Genomic DNA, 18,293 nt, shown 5'->3' on the forward strand with positions numbered 1-18,293 from the left:
TTTTAATCAATTTTTAATACAGCCATGAATGCTTCTTGTGGGATTTCTACGTTACCAACTTGACGCATCCGTTTTTTACCTTTTTTCTGCTTTTCCAGGAGTTTACGTTTCCTGGAAATGTCTCCTCCGTAGCATTTTGCCAATACATTTTTACGCATGGCCTTTACCGTCTCTCTTGCTATGATTTTTGTTCCAATAGCTGCCTGAACAGCGATCTCAAACATCTGACGTGGAATCAACTCCTTCAGTTTTTCACATAATCTCTTACCCCATTCGTAAGCCTTGTCACGGTGAACGATAGCCGAAAGCGCATCTACCGTGTCTCCGTTGAGCATGATATCCAGCTTCACCATATTGGATCTTCGGTACCCTATCAATTCATAGTCCAGAGAGGCATATCCGCGAGAGAGGGTCTTGAGTTTATCAAAAAAGTCAAATACAATCTCTGCCAGCGGAATCTCGAACGTTAGTTCTACTCTATTTGATGTCAAATACACCTGATTCTTGATCTCTCCTCTCTTATCCATGCAAAGAGCGATGATTGGGCCAATGAATTCAGACTTGGTTATGATTTGCGCTCGAATAAAAGGCTCCTCAATATGATCAATCATATTAGCTTCAGGAAGCTCTGATGGTGCACTAACTTTCAGTATTTCTCCATCACTTTCAATGGCGTGAAATTGCACGGATGGTACGGTAGTGATCACGGTCATGTCAAATTCACGCTCCAATCGCTCCTGAACAATCTCCATGTGAAGCATGCCCAGGAACCCGCATCTAAATCCAAACCCAAGGGCTGCAGATGTTTCCGGCTCCCATATAAGCGATGCATCATTAAGCTGAAGTTTTTCCATGGAGGCCCGTAGCTCTTCAAATTCACTGGTGTCTACCGGGTAGATTCCTGCGAAAACCATTGGTTTCACATCCTCAAACCCTTTTACCTGTCTTTGTGTAGGGCGATTTACATGGGTGATCGTATCACCAACCTTTACTTCTTTAGCTACTTTAATGCCAGAAATCAGGTACCCTACATTTCCAGCAGATATCGAATCTTTAGGCTGGTGCTCTAATCTTAAGACACCAATCTCGTCCGCCTCGTAAGTCTTTCCTGTATTAACGAATTTCACTTTATCCCCTTTATTCAATGTCCCGTTGAACACCCTGAAGAACACCTCAATCCCTCGGTAAGGATTGAAGACTGAATCAAAAATCATGGCCTGCAGTGGTTCATCGGCATCTCCTTGTGGAGCAGGCACCCGGCTCACAATTGCTTCTAAAATTTCTGTGATCCCTATGCCTTCTTTTGCGCTGGCATGAATAATGTCTTCTTTATCGCACCCAATCAAATCGATGATTTGATCAGACACTTCTTCAGGCATTGCACCAGGCAGGTCAATTTTATTTAGAACAGGAATTATCTCTAAATCATGCTCAAGTGCCAGATACAAATTTGAAATGGTTTGTGCCTCAATTCCCTGTGCTGCATCCACAACTAGTAGAGCTCCTTCACATGCCGCAATAGATCGGGACACTTCATAAGAAAAATCTACGTGTCCTGGAGTGTCAATAAGGTTAAGTGTATACTTCTCACTATTCAGCTCATAATCCATCTGAATGGCGTGACTTTTAATAGTAATACCTCGTTCACGCTCCAGGTCCATGTTATCCAATAGCTGCGCCTGCATGTCACGTGCTGTCACCGTTTGGGTGAACTCTAAAAGCCGATCGGCCAAGGTGCTTTTCCCATGGTCGATATGAGCTATAATGCAGAAATTTCGAATGTTCTTCATATACTATAAGCCAGCGGATTGTGACTTTCTTTCTCCTCAATCCTTTGAAAATAAGCCGCAAAGGTAACATGCCGTCACCCTCCTTCAAAGTGCGTGTAAGTATTTGATTAAAAATAAATTACTGCTTGTTTTTAGTGTCTATCATGATGGTGACCGGACCATCATTAATCAGGGATACCTTCATATCTGCACCGAACTCCCCAGTCTTCACTTTAGAAGACAATTGGCTTTCTAACTCCTTTACAAATGTCTCATACATTGGGATTGCGACATCCGGCTTGGCAGCCTGAATATAACTAGGGCGATTCCCTTTTTTGGTGCTGGCATGAAGTGTAAACTGGCTCACAACCAAAGCCTCCCCACAAACATCCAGAAGACTCTTGTTCATCACACCCTCTTCATCTGGAAAAATTCGCATGTTGCTGATCTTCCGACTCAGCCATTCAATATCTTCTTTTGTGTCTGCATCTTCAATACCTAAAAGGATCATTAATCCCGTTCCTATTTCAGATTTGATTTGATTGTCAATGGTGACAGACGCTTGTGATACTCTTTGAATAACCGCTTTCATGATGAATATGCAATATCTACCATTTCTCCTGGCTTGATTCTTCTGAACCCTTCTTCATTTTGATGTGCAAGCTCAATCATTGATTTGGCTACTTCCACATCTCGGATTGCTCCAACTGCTTTCTTTGATCCAATCACAAAGAAGGAGGCAATCTTGCTAATCAGTTTGGCCACTTCCTCAAAAAATCGAAACTCTTTACGATCTCCTAGTAGTAATGAAGGTTGGAAAATTTTCAACGATTTCAAATTCAAATCCTGAAGCTGATCCTCCAACTCTCCTTTTGCCTTGTTGTAGAATAATGGTGAGGAACTATTAGCACTCACCGCCGAAACAACTAATAATTGTTGAAAATCCTTTTGTTTTCTTACTATTTGTGCAAATGTCAGCGGGTACTCCACATCTACTTTCAGAAAAGCCTCTTTCGACCCTGCTTTTTTCCGGGTAGTACCCAGTGCACAGTAGAAATCATGACCATTCATTTTAGCAGCATGCTTTGAAAGGTCGTCAAAATCTTCAATCTGCAGTTCGACCACTCTCGGATCTTTTATATCATACGATCGTCTGGCTACAACCAAGATTGACTCATAACGATCATCTTTCAACATTAGCTTCACAAGCTGTTTACCCACTAGCCCTGAGGCTCCTATTACTACAGCTTTTTTCTTCATTTTGAATAAATATGAGCAAGTAGTACAAAGAAATCAGTCTGCTTGTTCCCACTGTCCATCTTCCCATTGATGAAACTTCTTAATATCTCGATTAAGCTTCTTTACGATGAGTAGAACAACCGAAGCATCGTCGGTAAAGCCTATCGCTGGAATGAAATCAGGAATGAGATCTGTGGGAGTGATGAAGTAAACTAAAGCAAATACTATAAGCACGATAGTTGATACTGGAAAGGCCCTGTATTCTCCAGATAAGTGCGATTGAAACATTCGGAGCAGTATTTCCAGCTTAGACTTTAGTTCCTTTAGCTCATTTGAATTTTCAGCAAGACTTTTCAACTTGTTCCCAGCTTTTGACAATGTGGACTTCATCGCCTCTTTATCTGTGGCAGTCTTTTTTGCTTTTTCCCAGATTTTCTCCGTCTTTTCCATAGTTTAAAAAACGTCCTGAATTTCTTCTTTGATATATCTGATGGCTTGCTTAGGAGTATCCATTTCCTCTCCAGCACTATTTTCAAGAATAGCCCTTGCAAGATCAAATCCTTTGGCTTTTTTCTCTAATGAGTTGGCGGATGAATTAATAACGGATATTGTCTGCTCAACCGCTGTTGTAACATACGTCCAGGCACTATCAGACATGTACACTTGCTGGGATAGGTTGTGGTTGAATTCATTTCTAATCTCATGAATTAATATTTGCTGAAACTCCTCTGCTGAATAGTCCGAACTGCTCAATCTAGATATAAGATTTGTCGGGGTGATTCTTTCAAGCAGCAGAACAATCCGCTCGTACGCCTGAAGTCGGATGGGCACAACGATTTCCTGGTTTTTCTGTCGAACACCGAATGCAATCTCATCGAGCTGTTTTTGCAAGAAAGATCGAACCAGCAAGTAAGCGAGATAAAGTACAAGAGCCGCTGGAATCGTAATTTTTAGAAGGTCGTAAACCATTTCCATTGATTGGATTGTTAGTTGTTTAAAATTAGCTTCATCAAGCTAAGCGTTTTTTACTTTGTCCTCTCCCTCCCCTCTCCAGAGAGGGAGATTTTGTTGCTTAGCTTGATGATAATGATAAACGTCAAAAATAATACTTTTACACGGAGGCAATAAGTAAATCGTAAAGTGATGAAACCACCTGTGGAAATAACGGATCAAGCGCTGGAAGAGGTTAAGAATATCTTAAAAACCAAAGGAATACCTGAAGGATATGGGTTACGAATTACCACGAAGGGGATGGGCTGTGGGGTTGGGTTTAAACTGGGTTTTGATAAGAAAAAAGAAACCGACGATGAGTATAATGTTGATGGAATTCAGGTGCTCATTCGAAAAAGTGAAATGATGTTCTTGGTTGGAAAAAAAATCGAATTTTATGATGAGTCTGATGGACGAGGCTTTGTGTTTACCTAACCCTCCAGCTCCACCGTCGCTTTATGACACAACCCTTTGATTGGTGGATTGTATTTACTGATTCGAACCTGCACATGATTGACTTGGGAGAAGTTTTCTTTTAAAGCTTTGATCATCTTACCAGCTAAATGCTCAAGGAGATTGGCATCTATACTCATCACATTTTGTACGATTTCATAGACTTTTTCGTAGTTGACCGTGCCTTCTAGTTTGTCATCCGATGCTGCTTCTGAAAAGTCCACATCCAGTGTTACATCCACACTGTATTTGTTTCCGATGACACGTTCCTCTTCATAGTAGCCGTGACGGGCGTAGAATTCCATGCCCTCTAATGACACCTTTCCCATCTTAGCTGTCAGTATCTAGTTCATCAAAGAATGAAACGGTTTTAGAAACCCGTGGACCTTTCTTCTCTTCAGCTTCCTCTTTATCACCCTTTGGTTCTTCCTTTTTTGTCTCCATTCTCTGAACTGGAGGTTCTTCTTTTACCTCCTGAGTCTTCTCAGCTTTTGGCTTTTCTTCTTCCTTCTCATCCTCCTGTTTCCTTTGCGCAATTCGCTCTCGGAGTTCCTCTGTTTTAGGGGGCTCGGATGAAGGTTCAGATTTCTTTTCAGGTTCTGTAGCTTTTGGAACCTCTGCCTTAGGAGCCTCGATATCTATAGGGGGTGACTCCAGCTTTTTACTCTCGGCCTGTACTTCGGTCTTCTCAGATTTAATTCTTTCTTCACTCTCTCTTGCAAGTTGCTTTACTCGCTTGACATAATCGTCAAACTTAAATTCCTTATTAGCACTGGTATTTTTCTCAACCTTCTCAATCAGCGTGACAGAAAGATTCTTTAGCTCTTGAAGTGCATTTTGACGATGATTCTCGATATCTCTGTGATTCTGCTCAATGCTTTTCACTGCATCCTGCAATTCCTCAATGATCTGCCTTGCTTCCATTTCTGCCTGCTCGATCATCGCTCGGGCTTTATTCTTAGATTCACTTAGGAGTGCCTCAGCATTCATCTTCGTCTCCTTCATGTGAAGCTCAGCAGCTTTGTTGGCCTGCTCTATCACATTCGCCCCGGTATCTTCAGCGGTCTTCAGTGTTTTATAAAGGGAGCTTTCTACCTCACGAAGTTTTTCAACCTCTTTTTCTGCCTGCTTCAGCTTAAGGGATAGTTCTTTATTCTCCTCCAGCATTCGCTCCCATTCATTGGATAATGACTGGAGAAAAGCATTGACTTCATCCTTATCGTACCCTCTTAGCTTTTTCTCAAAGTCTTTCTGACGAATTTCCAGCGGTGTTATCTTCATTCTGCAAATTTAATTTCCCAAACGGAGATTGAGCGATCATCGCTACAAGTTACTAACAAGTCACGATAATTCATCCATAGCAGCTTATTAACGCTATTTCCGTGTCCAGCGTGCCTGTGTTTATCCAGTACTTTTAGTAATCTGAAATTATGCGCATCCCACAGCTTAACGGATTTGTCCATGCTCCCGGTAATAAAATATCGGCCATCCGCACGAAAGATGATGTCATTGATGGTGTATAAATGGCCCGCTATTGATTCACGTAAAATGTAATCTGCCTGTGTATCCCAGACTTTTAAATGAGCATCTCTACCTGCGGTGATTAGATACTTTCCTGATGGGTGATATTTCGTAGTGAAAACTGAATTTTTGTGCCCTTTCAGCACTTGCTTTACATCCATTGTATCAGGATCCACCACTCTAGCCACATTGTCGCTACAACCTATCACGATTTCACCATTTATCTGATCGATGCTCCTGATTCGATCATTGGCATATTTCACCCGTTTCAGAATAGTAAGGTCTTTTGCAAGAATAAGTATCTCACCATTGGACATTCCTACCCAAAGCTTGTCTCCAATAATTTGAATATCAAAAATCTGATATTCACCAAGTTGGATTGACTTCACTTCCTTTTTTGCCTGAAGATCAATTTTATGAATTCCCTGGTTGTTTTGTCCAGCATAGAGAAATCCCTCCTGAGGATCATAAGTAAGCGCATATACAGAACTTGGAATTTTCACAATAACTTCTCCCTCATCTGGTGATCGTAAGTCCCACATTACCAACATACCGTCACCTCCGGCAGAAATGAATCGATGATCATCCACGGCATGAAGTGTATAGATACTATCGTTGTGACCCAGAAAAGTATGGAGTTTTTTTACTTCGATTTTGCTCATTTGGGATACAAAATTATTACAATTGCTCATGCCATTGTTATTAAACAAGCAGATTGATGAACATTCTGCCTATGCTGTTTGGAACATCCAGGAAACGTTTCTAGAACTTCCTTACCTCTCACCCGAACCCTACCCGGCTGAACTTCATCCGGTAAGGCAAGCAGAATGGATCATCGGAAGAATACTGGTGAAAACCCTCTGCGAAAAATTCAATATTGAGTATCAGGGTATAAGCAAGCAAGACAAAGGCAAACCTTACCTAAATGGTAGTGATGCTAACATTTCTATCTCACATTCGTTCCCTATCGCTGCAGCAATGATCCACCTGGAGAAACCATGTGGAATAGACATGGAGCGTCCACGTGATAAACACGAGTATGTTAAACTCAAATATCTTCATGAATCTGAAATGCAATTCCAGGATGACCTGCAAAAGCTCTGTACGATCTGGTGTGCCAAAGAGGTGATCTATAAAATATTCGGAAGGAAATTTCTCAGTTTAAAAGATGAGATCAAGCTGTCATTTGAGTCTGACAGCCTGATCAAGGGAGATATCCTAAAACCCGGCCATGAGGAAATTCATTACATCCACTATGAATGGGTGAAGGAATATTTACTCGCATTCGGGACTTGATGGTATTTTATGAGCGAGTAGCTTGCAAAATACATCATCAATAATCTGATTGATTATTCATCTCTTAAAGTGCTAACTGGATTTGACTTAGCTGCTTGATAGGATTTGAAGCTCACTGTGATTGCACCAATAACGAAAGTCAAGACACCTGCGACAATGAATAATATAGGCTTCAAGTTGGTTCGGTATTCAAATCCCTCCAGCCACTGCTGCGAATAATAGTAGGCAAATGGTATCGAAAGAATAAAAGCAAATACCATTAGAAGCGTGTAATCTTTAGAAAGCAATAAGATCAATTGTTTGATACTGGCTCCATGGACCTTTCGAACACCTATTTCTTTTGAGCGCTGCTCTGCAGTAAAAGCTGATAGGCCAAACAATCCAAGGCATGAAATAAAAATGGAAATAACCGCAAAAATGCGAGCAAGTGTACCAACTGTCATTTCCGCTTGATAGCTTTCCGCATAAGCCTCATCTACGAATTCATAGTCAAACTCACTCACCGGGTTTAAAGTGGTAACAACTTTCTCCATAGATTCTAAAGCACTGTTTGGATCACCTTGTATTCTTACCAATGCAAGGCTTGTTCCTGATGGATTTATGCAACTGATAATAAGCGGAGCAATAGCCTGATGCAAGTTACGCATGTGAAAGTTTTTCACGACTCCAACCACGCGCCCCTCAATTCCCCAGAATGTCAACCTTTTATTCGGATCCTCAAAGCCCATCAGTTCAGCCATCACTTCGTTTATTATAAAATTAGTAGAGTCTGATAACTGATCGTCAAAAGCTCTCCCTGCTTTCATTTCCATTCCCATGGTTTCAATAAAGCTTTCATCGGTGAGTAAAACATTGATTTCATACCCCTCCTCGCTCATGCCTTCCCACCGAGCCGAGCTGGTAGATCTCCCATAAGAGATGGGATTTCCGGAGGCTGCTGTCACTCCTACTACCTCTGGAATATTCTTAAATTCAGTTTGATAGGTCTCTAGTCTATCTCCAAATCTTTCCCCGATATTCAATGCTACAAGATTTTCCTTCTCAATACCCAAGTCTTTATTCAACACATAATCCAGCTGCATGTAGATGACTCCTGTCCCAATAATTAAAAGAGTGGAGATAGCAAATTGGAAAACAACCAACCCTTTCCTAAAGTAAGCAGCACCATTTGATTGCTTAACACTGCCTTTCAGTGAGTTGACAATACCGAAAGTTGGCAGTAGCAAAGCCGGGTATATACCAGAGAAAAAGCCTACTACAACTGGTATTCCAATCAGAAAAACCCAGGTAACAGGGAGAGAAAAATCAATAAACAATTGCTTATCTACCAGCTGATTGAAAGATGGAATTAGTAGCGCCACAATAAGCAATGAAATCAACATTGCAAGGAGACAAAGAAGGATAGATTCGATCAAAAACTGAAAGCTTATGGCGGATTTGTGAGCACCCATAACCTTTCTAAGTCCGATTTCTTTTGACCTTCTTCCCGAACGGGCAGTAGCCAGATTCATAAAATTGATTGATGCAATGAGCAGAACGAATATGGCTACCACAGTCATTATCCTGACGTACTCAATTCTACCGCCATCAATTACTCCATTATTGAAATTAGAATAGAGATAATAATCCTGAAATTTATGAACCACTAAGTACTCTTCACCCGCATTATCCTGACCGGCAGCATTTGTGATGATCTCATCATAGATTCGCTCTTTAACGGCTTCCAGGCCTTCTGCTGAATGCGTTGTGAAGTAAATCCTGAAGCTTCCGTTTCCCCAGTCATCTACCCAATCATTTTGGCCAAAAAAGTATTCAGCAGGTAATAGCCAATCGAACTGCAGACTTGAGTTAGAACCTGTATTTTCAAATACACCAGAAACGATCGCTTCTCTTTCACCATCAACCTTCAATGTTTTCCCCAGAGCTTCTTCTTTCCACCTGGAACCAAAATATTTTTCAGCGATAGCTCTTGAAATGAGTATAGAATTTAATTCATCTAGTGCTGTGTGCTTATCGCCTTCTAGTAGTTCGAAGGAGAATAACGTTAAAAAATTAGGAGTGGCAAAAAGACCCTCCTCTCGTGAGTGATCTTCTCCTTTTTCAAAGTCCATTAGAATATCCCAACTAATCTGAGCAACTTCATCCACCTCTGAATAGGAGGATTTCATCAAGTCAGCCATTGGTTTTGGAATGGAATAAGTAGTGCTCACGTCACCTCCCGACTGTTTCATATTTCTGAATACCTGGTAGATTTTATCTCCGTTCTCATGAAACTTGTCGACTTGGATTTCATCATTCACCCATAAAAGAATGAGCATGGCCGAAACCAATCCGACGACTAGCCCTAAAAGGTTCAACGCAGTAAACCCCCTGTATCGCTTCGCGTTTCTAAATGCGATTTTTAAATAATTTTTGATCATAGCAGTATTTATTAGTCCGTTTTTGAGTTCGATATTTTTAATAATTCCAGGACGAAAAAGGAGTATTACATCTCTGAGGTATTTGAGTTTGGCGATCCTCTTATCTTCCTCCAATCTTTCTGAATAGAGTTCCGAAAGGTCCCCTTCCACATCCTCCAGTAAATCAGCATTGCAGAACCATCTAAGAAATCTGACTGGTAGTTTGGGAGGCGATATGGTGTGTTTTTCGTTCATGCAAATTTGAAATCGAAGGCTACTGAGGGGATAGAATCCCACAATTGCTTTCTGGTTTCCATTACCTCTTCCAGTACCTTCTTGCCTAAAGGTGTCACTTTGAAATAGCGTTTACGTTTGCCGCCTCTCACTGCTGTAGCTTCACCAAACTCTGAATCAAGGAAGCCCTTTTTCTCCAATCGATTAAGCGCCGTTCGCATAGCCCCTACACTTACTTTTCTCTTCAGTCGATTTTCGATTTCTTCTTTGATGGAAATACCGTAAGCATCATTGTAAAGAATTGCTACTGTCAGCATGACCACCTCTTCAAATTCACCAATTGAATATTTTCCCATAGAATTCTATTTTAAATCCTAAATGTAGTCAAAATATTTAAGTCTTAAATGTAATCTTAATACTGAAGTAATATGTAAAGGTTACATTGGAATGATTTAGCCAGAAAATTCGGAACTTAAGCGATCCTGGATTTTGTCGCTTTTTAACTCTCTAAGTGCATCTGAGGCTATCCACCGAGCAGGTTTTGAACCTTGCTTTTTGATTCGTTCAGCAACTTCAATAGCCTGGGTATTTAAATTCAAGCTTCTTTTGCCTATTTGCCTCAAAGCCCAATTCACCGCCTTCTTCACGTAGTTCCTTTCATCCCATGACTCTCGTTCTATAATTGGAAAAAACTCGACTATTTTCTCGTAGGGTTGTTTGCTCCCTTTTAATGTAAGGCCCACCATCGTCGCAAAAGCCATTCGCTTCTCGAACTCGGGCTCTCGCTTGCTCCATTCATAAATCTTAGTATAAGCGTAAGACGTCTTTGGAATGATTTTCATACCTATCCCATCGACAAGATCCCAGGAATAGCATTCAGATGTCCATTTTTCTGCATTCGATTCGGAAAATTTCTTATGTTCAGCAATAAGGATTGCCAAATGTTTACATTCATGTAATGGTTGATTCCAAAGCTCAATGGCCAGCTCATGATTCTTACCTAATTGCTTAGCATATGGCTTTAAGACGGCATTTTTAATACCTAAGGCCTTTGCTCCTCTAATGCCAAAGTATTCCATCTGAGAGATGTACTTTGGATCTGCTAATTCATAAAGATCGTCCAGAATTTCCTTAATGGTTTTCACCTTATCAAATTAACCATTTCCAATGATCAAAGACTGAAATATTGATCATCAAGCTTCTGAAGAATGAGCTTAATCTCATCTGCCTTATGATAGTCACCCAGTTTTTCGAAGGATACAATCAAGTTACGAAGAGCACGCAAGATGATATCCAGATTGGAGCATGGCTCATAAAAGATGTTTTTTTTATCAAGTTGTAGACTTTCCAGGTAATTATCTATATCATCTCTGGTGAAAACCAATCCCCGATTGAACACATTGATGTAAAAGGACTCCTCTCCTATTTTGTAGGTCAGGATAAACAGATTCGGAAGGTTCACACCATAAATCGGTAAATCCATTTTTTGTGCCAGCAGCAAATAAACCGCACATAAAGAAATAGGGTTTCCTTTTTTGGTTTCCAGAACCGTATTGAGCATCGAGTTGGCAGGTGAATGGAAATTTTTTGTGTTTGCCCTGAACTTGAACTTATTGAAGAAAACCTCATTAAAGACCTTGATTCGATCGTATGGCGCCATCTCCTCACTCATATGCCTCCACAATTCATAATACAGCTGATCCAGGTCTTTGCTTAGATCATCCAGTTCCAAATCAGGATATTGATAAGTGGCTACTATCCAGAGACCCTTTAGTAAGTCATCGGATTCATTTTCTTTCCAATCGACAAATCGTTCTTTTAAAAGTTCAAACTGAAGCTCATGAATCAAGTCTTCAATTTTGCTTTGAATAATCGGATTGAATGTACTTTCCCATTCCTGCTCTAGCATTGGGATCACCCTGGTCCCGATAGACATGATCTTTTCTTCTACATGAGAAACCACCTCATGATCTTCGTCATCCAGCAGGACTACTAACGCCTTTATTTCAGAATCTTTCAGCACTTAATAAAGTTATTAAGTTTGGATGACACCTACATTCATACGCTCTTCAATCGGCGCATGATTGGCCATTTCTATACCTCTGGAGATGACTTCTCTAGTGTCTTTCGGGTCAATGATCCCATCCACCCACAACCTGGATGCCGCATAGTAGGGGCTTAATTTTTCCTTGTATGAATCCTCGATTTTTTTCAGCTGCTCCTCTTTTTCCTCCTCGGTTAGTTCCTTGCCTTTAGCTTTTGCTGATGCAATCTCGATCTGTAATAAGGTTTTTGCGGCTGAGCCTCCACTCATTACCGCTATTTCGGCAGTTGGCCATGCATAGATCAATCGTGGATCATACGCTTTGCCACACATTGCGTAGTTTCCTGCTCCATATGAGCTTCCCATCACAATGCTGAACTTTGGCACAACAGAGTTAGATACTGCATTCACCATCTTTGCTCCGTCTTTAATTATGCCGCCATGCTCTGAACGGGATCCTACCATGAATCCATTCACATCGTGAAGGAATACTAAAGGGATTTTACGTTGATTGCAGTTCATGATAAAGCGAGCAGCCTTATCGGCAGAGTCGGAATAGATCACTCCCCCCATCTGCATTTCACCCTTCTTGGTCTTCACCACTTTTCGCTGGTTTGCTACAATACCCACACTCCATCCATCGATTCGTCCATACCCACATACTATTGACTTTCCGTAAAGCTCTTTGTACTGGTCAAATTCAGAATCATCCACCAGGCATTTAATCACGTCAACTGCATCATATTGAATACCCCGATTCGCCGGAAATTCACCATAAATGTCTTCGAGCTTTTTCTTAGGAAGTTTGCTCTCCGCTCTGTTAAATCCAGCAGTTTCAGGCTCACCCGTTTTATCAAAAATCTTTTTTATCGCGTCCAGAGCTGCCTTGTCATCCGGGAATTTATTGTCGGTTACGCCAGAAATTTCACAATGCGTGGTTGCACCTCCCAGGGTTTCATTATCGATATCCTCACCTATTGCAGATTTTACTAAGTAACTTCCTGCCAAGAAAACAGAGCCTGTACCATCAACAATCAGTGCTTCATCAGCCATAATAGGAAGGTAAGCTCCACCAGCTACACAACTCCCCATGATTGCTGCAATTTGAATAATTCCTTTAGAAGACATGACGGCATTGTTTCTAAACTGTCTCCCGAAATGCTCTTTGTCTGGAAAAATTTCATCCTGCATTGGAAGGAAGACTCCAGCACTATCAACGAGGTAGATAATTGGCAGATTATTTTCAATTGAGATTTCCTGGGCTCTTAGATTTTTTTTTGCCGTCATCGGAAACCAGGCCCCAGCCTTTACAGTAGCATCGTTGGCAACAATCATACACTGCCTGCCCGAAACCCTCCCTATTCCTGTGACAACACCAGCAGAGGGACACCCTCCTACTTCTTTATACATTCCATCTGCAGCAAATGCGCCCACTTCAAGGAAATCATTGGGGTCTTCAAGCAAATAATCGATTCGTTCCCGAGCAGTAAGCTTTCCTTTTTTATGGTGTGAAGCGATCTTTTTTTCACCCCCACCAAGTTTCACTTTTTTTAGACGCTCGTTTAGTTTGTACACCAACTGCTTGTTGGCATCTTCATTTTTATTGAATTGAATGTCCATGAATATTCGCTACTTTCCTTCCTGTGGAATCCCTTTTAGTTTTTTATTCTTCCTTCCGAGTGGACCTAAAAAGTCTTTTGGATAATTATTAAAATGGATGATTAACTCATCCATATCTACTAAGAGCTTATTCAGATTGTTATAGACTGAGTCATTATTTAAAAGCTTACCCATTGTCCCTTCGTCCGATTGAACAGCAAGCAGAAGTTGATTGACATGATCCAAGGATTCGTTTACCTTCTCAAGCGTGGCTGCCACTGGCACTTCATTCAATGAGTCCATGAGCATTTTAGAACTTGAAATCAATCCTTTTAGCTGCTCGCTTCTGTCTCTGATGCTGATCATTAATGAATCTGTCGTATTTAAAACTTTCTCGACTTCCAGTTTATTTACCTTATACGTGATTGAACCGATGGCATATTTCAGTGTATCAACAGTTCCTGAGATATCTGTAGCTCTTAATTCATCCAATACATCATTGAGTTTTGCAAGCGTAGTATTCAGGTTATCCGCTACCGGCTCAAACTGAGACAGCATCCCTCCATCCATTTCAGATCCCAGCGTATCTCCAGGTTGAGCTCTTTCGGCAGATTCTCCAACGTTCAATACAATCGCTTTGCCACCAAAGAGCCCGTCATTTGCAAGTGTGGCAGAAGCATCTTTCCCAATCACCAGATTTTCATCAATATCTATAGACACCACGATGTATCCCTTATTTTGCACCAAGTCAAACCCGCTCACTCTACCTACGGGTAAACCATTGAAGTAAACAGGGTTAGATACATTAAGTCCAGAGACATTTGTATATGCAGCATAGTATCTGTTTGAGGGAGAAAATAGATCAGACCCTCTTAAAAAATTGAAGCCATAATACAGAAGAGCTCCGGCAATAATGGTAATTAAACCAATCTTGAATTCTTTTGACACAGTTCTTAATTTTTAGTTCTGAGCATCAAATGCTTCTTTATATTCTTTGATGGCACGATAAATACCAGAAGCGATATATGACTGCACTTCCGGATTATTTAATTCCTTTTCTTCCACCGGGTTGGAAAGGTAGCCAATTTCCACCAACACACTGGGCATAGCAGTACTCCACATGACATATAAACTTGATTGCTTTACGCCATAGCTTTTTCTTCCGGCACGGTTTCTTAGCTGATCATCAATCAAACCCGCCAATAAAAGACTATTATCCTGATAGGCCGATTGAGTAAGGTTAAAAAGGATATAAGATTCCTCTGACTGTGGATCAAAATCGTAATTCTTTTCATAATCCTCCTCCAATAGAATTACTGAGTTTTCTCGCTTTGCTACTTCCAATGCACGATCGGTATTCTGCGCTCCCATTACGTATACCTCAGATCCCCTGATGGCCTGTTTTCTGGTGTACGGAGTTGTTTTTGGTAAGGAGTTTGCATGGATCGAAACAAACAAGTCGGCATCATGATTATTTGCAATCTCAGATCGCTTTTTCAGATCAATAAACGTATCGTCTTTACGGGTGAAAATAACTTCCACTCCGGGAACGTATTTTTCAACATATTCGCCCACTTGTATGGCTACCTGAAGAGCTACATCTTTTTCTTTGGTGTAGGATCCAACCGTTCCTGGATCTTTTCCACCGTGCCCTGGATCAATTACAATCTTAGTAACAGAAAAATTTTTCTTCCCTACCGGCTGAAAAGATGCTAAAACTAAAAATAAGGTCAATCCGATGGGTACTACTAGATTTCTCACTCCCTATATTGTCTAAAATGAAATACTTTTACGCAAAAGTTAAAAAAACAGGTAATAATAGCAGTTTTCAAATGTTCTCATTTGCAAAAAATCTGCCAATTGCAACAAGAATTAAACATCTCAAAGATAGTTTGGTCATCATTCATTTTCAAAAAAGCGCGTTGGATTGAGGTGTCTCATTTTACTTTTCTGTTTAACAATCTATTTCTATGGGCTTTCACAGGAAATAGACTCAACATCAGCCGTGGGCACTCAACCCTCATTGGAAGTTGATACACTCATTAATTCAGATAGCACCAAAGCAGACTCTTTGGCTCAGTCAACTCCAGCGAACAAGCGCAGCGATATTGAAACCACAATTAATTACAATGCAAACGATTCCATTTTTTTTAATGTGAAAAGCAGGGAGCTGTCGATGTATGGAGATACACACATTGACTATGGGAGCGTCGCTCTTGATGCTGAGCGCACTGATGTGGATTGGAATAAACGGACTCTTAAGGCAAAGTATGTAACCGACTCAACCGGAAAAAAAATTGGCAAACCGGTTTTTACTGACGGTCCAGACACATACGTAACAGACGACATTGTTTATAACTTCAAATCTGAAAGAGCATTAATTAAAGGAGTAATCACCGAACAGGATGGTGGATTCATGCATGGGGAGGATGTGAAGAAAAACTCAGAAGATGAGTTATTCATTCGCGGAGCTGAATACACCACATGCAATCTGGAGGATCCTCACTTTTCTATCAAGTCTACCAAGATTAAGGTAATCCCAAACAATAAGGTTGTTTCCGGGCCTTTCAATATGCGTTTCAGGGATTTACCCACTCCATTGTTTTTCCCATTTGGAATGTTTCCTCAACCAAAAGAAAAATCATCAGGAATTGTCGTTCCATCTTACGGTGAAGAACGAAGAAGAGGTTTTTTTCTTAGAAATGGTGGATACTATTTTGCAATCAGCGATTATATTGATTTAAGACTTACAGGAGATATATATTCCAAAGGAGGGCATGGAGTTCAGGCTGTTTCCAATTATTACAAGCGATATTCTTTTAGGGGTACCTTCAATTTTTCATATGTGAAATCCATCTCAGATGACCTTGAAAATCCACTGGAAACGAATGATTACAGTATTCGATGGAATCATAGCCCTGAATCTCGCGGGAATTCATCATTCTCTGCCTCAGTAAATGCGGCATCTACAAGTTATAATACAAACAACAACCTTGTTGTCCAGGATTTCGACAGGAGTATAAACTCTCAGCTAGCATCAAATATCAGTTATCGAAAAACGTTCGCTGGTACTCCTTTCCAGATGTCAACCAACCTGAGACACAGCCAAAACCTAAGCACCGGGATTGTAAACCTTACACTACCTGACCTTACAGTAAATATGCAGCGGATTTATCCGCTGAAAAATGTAGTTAATTCAAGTAAATCCCCATTAGCAAAGCTCAACTTCAGCCACAACTTTGTCGCAAAGAATGAATTATCGAATGCCGCTGTTCGAAATGTCGGTTTCAATGTAATAAATCGTAGTGAGCGTTCCGATGAAGTAATCGACTTCAATCAGGGTAACCTGGGAGAAATAATGGATCGATCTAAACTGGGTGGAAAACATACTATTCCTATCTCGACCTCATTAAGCCTTTTGAAATTCTTTACTTTAAACCCCACATTCAATTATCAGGAACTTTGGTACAATAAAGAGCTGCAATATGAATATGTTGAAGAAGAAAATGGCGTTCGAATTGATACGGTAGACGGCTTCAGCAGAGCCGGCAGTTGGTCCACAGGAGCATCCTTGAATACACGTGTGTATGGTACGGCTTTCTTCAAAAACGGTAAAATCCAAGCCATCCGTCATGTAATGACTCCAAGTGTTTCTTTCAGCTACAGCCCGGACTTCTCAGACACTAAATATGGTGTTTATAGTGACATTCAGGTCGATTCACTTGGAAATACTGAGCGCGTAAGCAGATATGAAGGATTTGCTTATGGCTCGCCACCTGGTGGTGAAAGTAAAACTCTGGGGTTCTCTCTCTCGAATAACATTGAGATGAAAGTTGCCAGCAAAAAGGATACAGTGAATGGTTTCAAAAAAATAAAGCTTTTTGACAATCTGGGCTTTAGTACAGGGTATAATCTCGCAGCTGACTCATTTAAGCTTAGCAACATTAATGTTAATGCCCGCACCAGTTTCTTTGATGGCAAAGTCTCACTTAACTTCACCGGAACTTTAGATCCCTATGAATATCTCTTAATTTCAGAAAGTGTGAATAGCAGTGGGGAAAGAACTGTCAGCCAAAGGAGGCTGGATAGATACACCTGGAATAATGGAAATGGAATAGGTCGACTTTCTAATATGACCACAGCCATTAGTTTAAATTTATCTCCAAAAGGGTCTTCTGGACGGAATAACTCTAATCAAAATAACCAAGGGGCTCTTCCAGGAGATCAAGGCATAGCCCCGCCAGATGAGCAAGTAGGATTTGATGGCATGACTGACCTTGAACGTCAGCAAGTAGAACACATTCAGAACAACCCCGAACAATACGTGGATTTTGCTGTTCCGTGGAGCCTAAGAGTTCAATACTCAATTAGTAGAAATAAACGCGGTTTTGAGGATCCTACAATAAGGCAAAGTCTCTCTTTCAGCGGAACGCTTGGACTCACTGACAAAACACAGATCACTTTCAATTCCGGCTATGACTTTGAAGCGAAAGATTTCACAACCACCCGAGTAGGGATCTCACGAGACCTTCATTGTTGGACAATGAATTTTGACTGGGTTCCCTTTGGCAGGTACCAATCATACTTTTTATCCATTCGTGTAAAGTCCCAGGTACTACAGGATTTGAAACTTGAAAAACGAAGAAGCTTCTTCGACTTCTTTAACTAAAGAAGCAATCCAAAAATTGTAAAATAGCCTTAATAACCTACAGAAAGCCCAAATCCCTTACGGTTTATGGGCTTTTTTTT

The 18,293-nt window shown here is 40.7% G+C and carries 18 protein-coding genes; 3 read left to right on the plus strand and 15 right to left on the minus strand.

What is annotated here, in order from left to right; translation table 11 throughout:
• Positions 1-2: 2 nt before the first annotated feature.
• From lepA to ACP14Y_RS05530, 5 genes are all read right to left on the minus strand, one after another.
• The gene (lepA, locus tag ACP14Y_RS05510) at positions 3-1,790 is read right to left on the minus strand and encodes a translation elongation factor 4 (protein ID WP_424961958.1); all 1,788 of its coding nucleotides are present in this window, start codon (positions 1,788-1,790) and stop codon (positions 3-5) included.
• Positions 1,791-1,908: 118 nt separating this feature from the next.
• The gene (gene dtd, locus ACP14Y_RS05515; RefSeq protein WP_424961959.1) at positions 1,909-2,361 is read right to left on the minus strand and encodes a D-aminoacyl-tRNA deacylase; all 453 of its coding nucleotides are present in this window, start codon (positions 2,359-2,361) and stop codon (positions 1,909-1,911) included.
• On the minus strand, positions 2,358-3,029 hold the full coding sequence (locus ACP14Y_RS05520) for an NAD-dependent epimerase/dehydratase family protein (protein ID WP_424961960.1): 672 nt from the start codon (positions 3,027-3,029) through the stop codon (positions 2,358-2,360). Before ACP14Y_RS05520 ends, dtd begins: the two co-directional genes overlap by 4 nt.
• 33 nt (positions 3,030-3,062) lie before the next feature.
• Positions 3,063-3,458 (minus strand): YkvA family protein, encoded by a 396-nt coding sequence (locus ACP14Y_RS05525; RefSeq protein ID WP_424961961.1) that lies wholly within the window; start codon positions 3,456-3,458, stop codon positions 3,063-3,065.
• 3 nt (positions 3,459-3,461) lie between these two features.
• On the minus strand, positions 3,462-3,977 hold the full coding sequence (locus ACP14Y_RS05530; protein WP_424961962.1) for a hypothetical protein: 516 nt from the start codon (positions 3,975-3,977) through the stop codon (positions 3,462-3,464).
• Positions 3,978-4,151: 174 nt separating this feature from the next.
• On the opposite strand from ACP14Y_RS05530, the gene ACP14Y_RS05535 reads away from it, so the two are divergent.
• Entirely contained in the window at positions 4,152-4,433 is a 282-nt protein-coding gene (locus ACP14Y_RS05535) for a HesB/IscA family protein (protein ID WP_424961963.1), read from the plus strand.
• On the opposite strand, the gene folB is transcribed toward ACP14Y_RS05535, so the two are convergent.
• Genes folB through ACP14Y_RS05550 form a run of 3 tightly spaced genes read right to left on the minus strand, consistent with a single transcriptional unit; the run spans position 4,430 to position 6,634 of the window.
• On the minus strand, positions 4,430-4,780 hold the full coding sequence (gene folB, locus ACP14Y_RS05540; protein WP_424961964.1) for a dihydroneopterin aldolase: 351 nt from the start codon (positions 4,778-4,780) through the stop codon (positions 4,430-4,432). The two genes, ACP14Y_RS05535 and folB, sit on opposite strands and share 4 nt — an antisense overlap.
• A gap of 1 nt (position 4,781) precedes the next feature.
• Positions 4,782-5,732: a DivIVA domain-containing protein gene (locus tag ACP14Y_RS05545; protein ID WP_424961965.1), complete on the minus strand. Its 951-nt coding sequence runs from the start codon at positions 5,730-5,732 to the stop codon at positions 4,782-4,784.
• Complete coding sequence (locus ACP14Y_RS05550) at positions 5,729-6,634, minus strand: WD40 repeat domain-containing protein (RefSeq protein ID WP_424961966.1); 906 nt, start codon at positions 6,632-6,634, stop codon at positions 5,729-5,731. Before ACP14Y_RS05550 ends, ACP14Y_RS05545 begins: the two co-directional genes overlap by 4 nt.
• A gap of 28 nt (positions 6,635-6,662) precedes the next feature.
• Here ACP14Y_RS05550 and ACP14Y_RS05555 point away from each other — a divergent pair, with 28 nt between their 5' ends.
• A complete protein-coding gene (locus ACP14Y_RS05555; RefSeq protein ID WP_424961967.1) occupies positions 6,663-7,268 on the plus strand; it encodes a 4'-phosphopantetheinyl transferase family protein in 606 nt (201 codons plus the stop codon).
• Positions 7,269-7,321: 53 nt separating this feature from the next.
• Here the strand turns inward: ACP14Y_RS05555 and ACP14Y_RS05560 are convergent, their stop codons facing one another.
• The 7 genes from ACP14Y_RS05560 to ACP14Y_RS05590 form a co-directional block, all read right to left on the minus strand.
• On the minus strand, positions 7,322-9,922 hold the full coding sequence (locus tag ACP14Y_RS05560; protein ID WP_424961968.1) for an ABC transporter permease: 2,601 nt from the start codon (positions 9,920-9,922) through the stop codon (positions 7,322-7,324).
• Entirely contained in the window at positions 9,919-10,257 is a 339-nt protein-coding gene (locus tag ACP14Y_RS05565) for a PadR family transcriptional regulator (RefSeq protein ID WP_424961969.1), read from the minus strand. The genes ACP14Y_RS05560 and ACP14Y_RS05565 overlap by 4 nt, the downstream gene beginning before the upstream one ends.
• Positions 10,258-10,353: 96 nt before the next feature.
• Complete coding sequence (locus ACP14Y_RS05570) at positions 10,354-11,046, minus strand: DNA alkylation repair protein (protein WP_424961970.1); 693 nt, start codon at positions 11,044-11,046, stop codon at positions 10,354-10,356.
• 26 nt (positions 11,047-11,072) lie between these two features.
• A complete protein-coding gene (locus ACP14Y_RS05575; RefSeq protein WP_424961971.1) occupies positions 11,073-11,924 on the minus strand; it encodes a transglutaminase-like domain-containing protein in 852 nt (283 codons plus the stop codon).
• Between the two features lie 12 nt (positions 11,925-11,936).
• On the minus strand, positions 11,937-13,565 hold the full coding sequence (locus ACP14Y_RS05580; protein ID WP_424961972.1) for an acyl-CoA carboxylase subunit beta: 1,629 nt from the start codon (positions 13,563-13,565) through the stop codon (positions 11,937-11,939).
• Between the two features lie 9 nt (positions 13,566-13,574).
• Positions 13,575-14,492, minus strand: a complete 918-nt coding sequence (locus ACP14Y_RS05585) for an MlaD family protein (protein WP_424961973.1) — start codon at positions 14,490-14,492, stop codon at positions 13,575-13,577.
• 12 nt (positions 14,493-14,504) lie between these two features.
• Positions 14,505-15,305, minus strand: coding sequence for an N-acetylmuramoyl-L-alanine amidase family protein (locus ACP14Y_RS05590; protein ID WP_424961974.1), 801 nt, complete (start codon positions 15,303-15,305; stop codon positions 14,505-14,507).
• A 244-nt stretch (positions 15,306-15,549) separates the two neighbouring features.
• Here ACP14Y_RS05590 and ACP14Y_RS05595 point away from each other — a divergent pair, with 244 nt between their 5' ends.
• Entirely contained in the window at positions 15,550-18,213 is a 2,664-nt protein-coding gene (locus ACP14Y_RS05595) for a putative LPS assembly protein LptD (protein WP_424961975.1), read from the plus strand.
• The last annotated feature ends 80 nt before the right edge of the window (positions 18,214-18,293 follow it).

It is taken from the genome of Ekhidna sp. (assembly GCF_965247405.1).
GTDB lineage: Bacteria > Bacteroidota > Bacteroidia > Cytophagales > Cyclobacteriaceae > Ekhidna.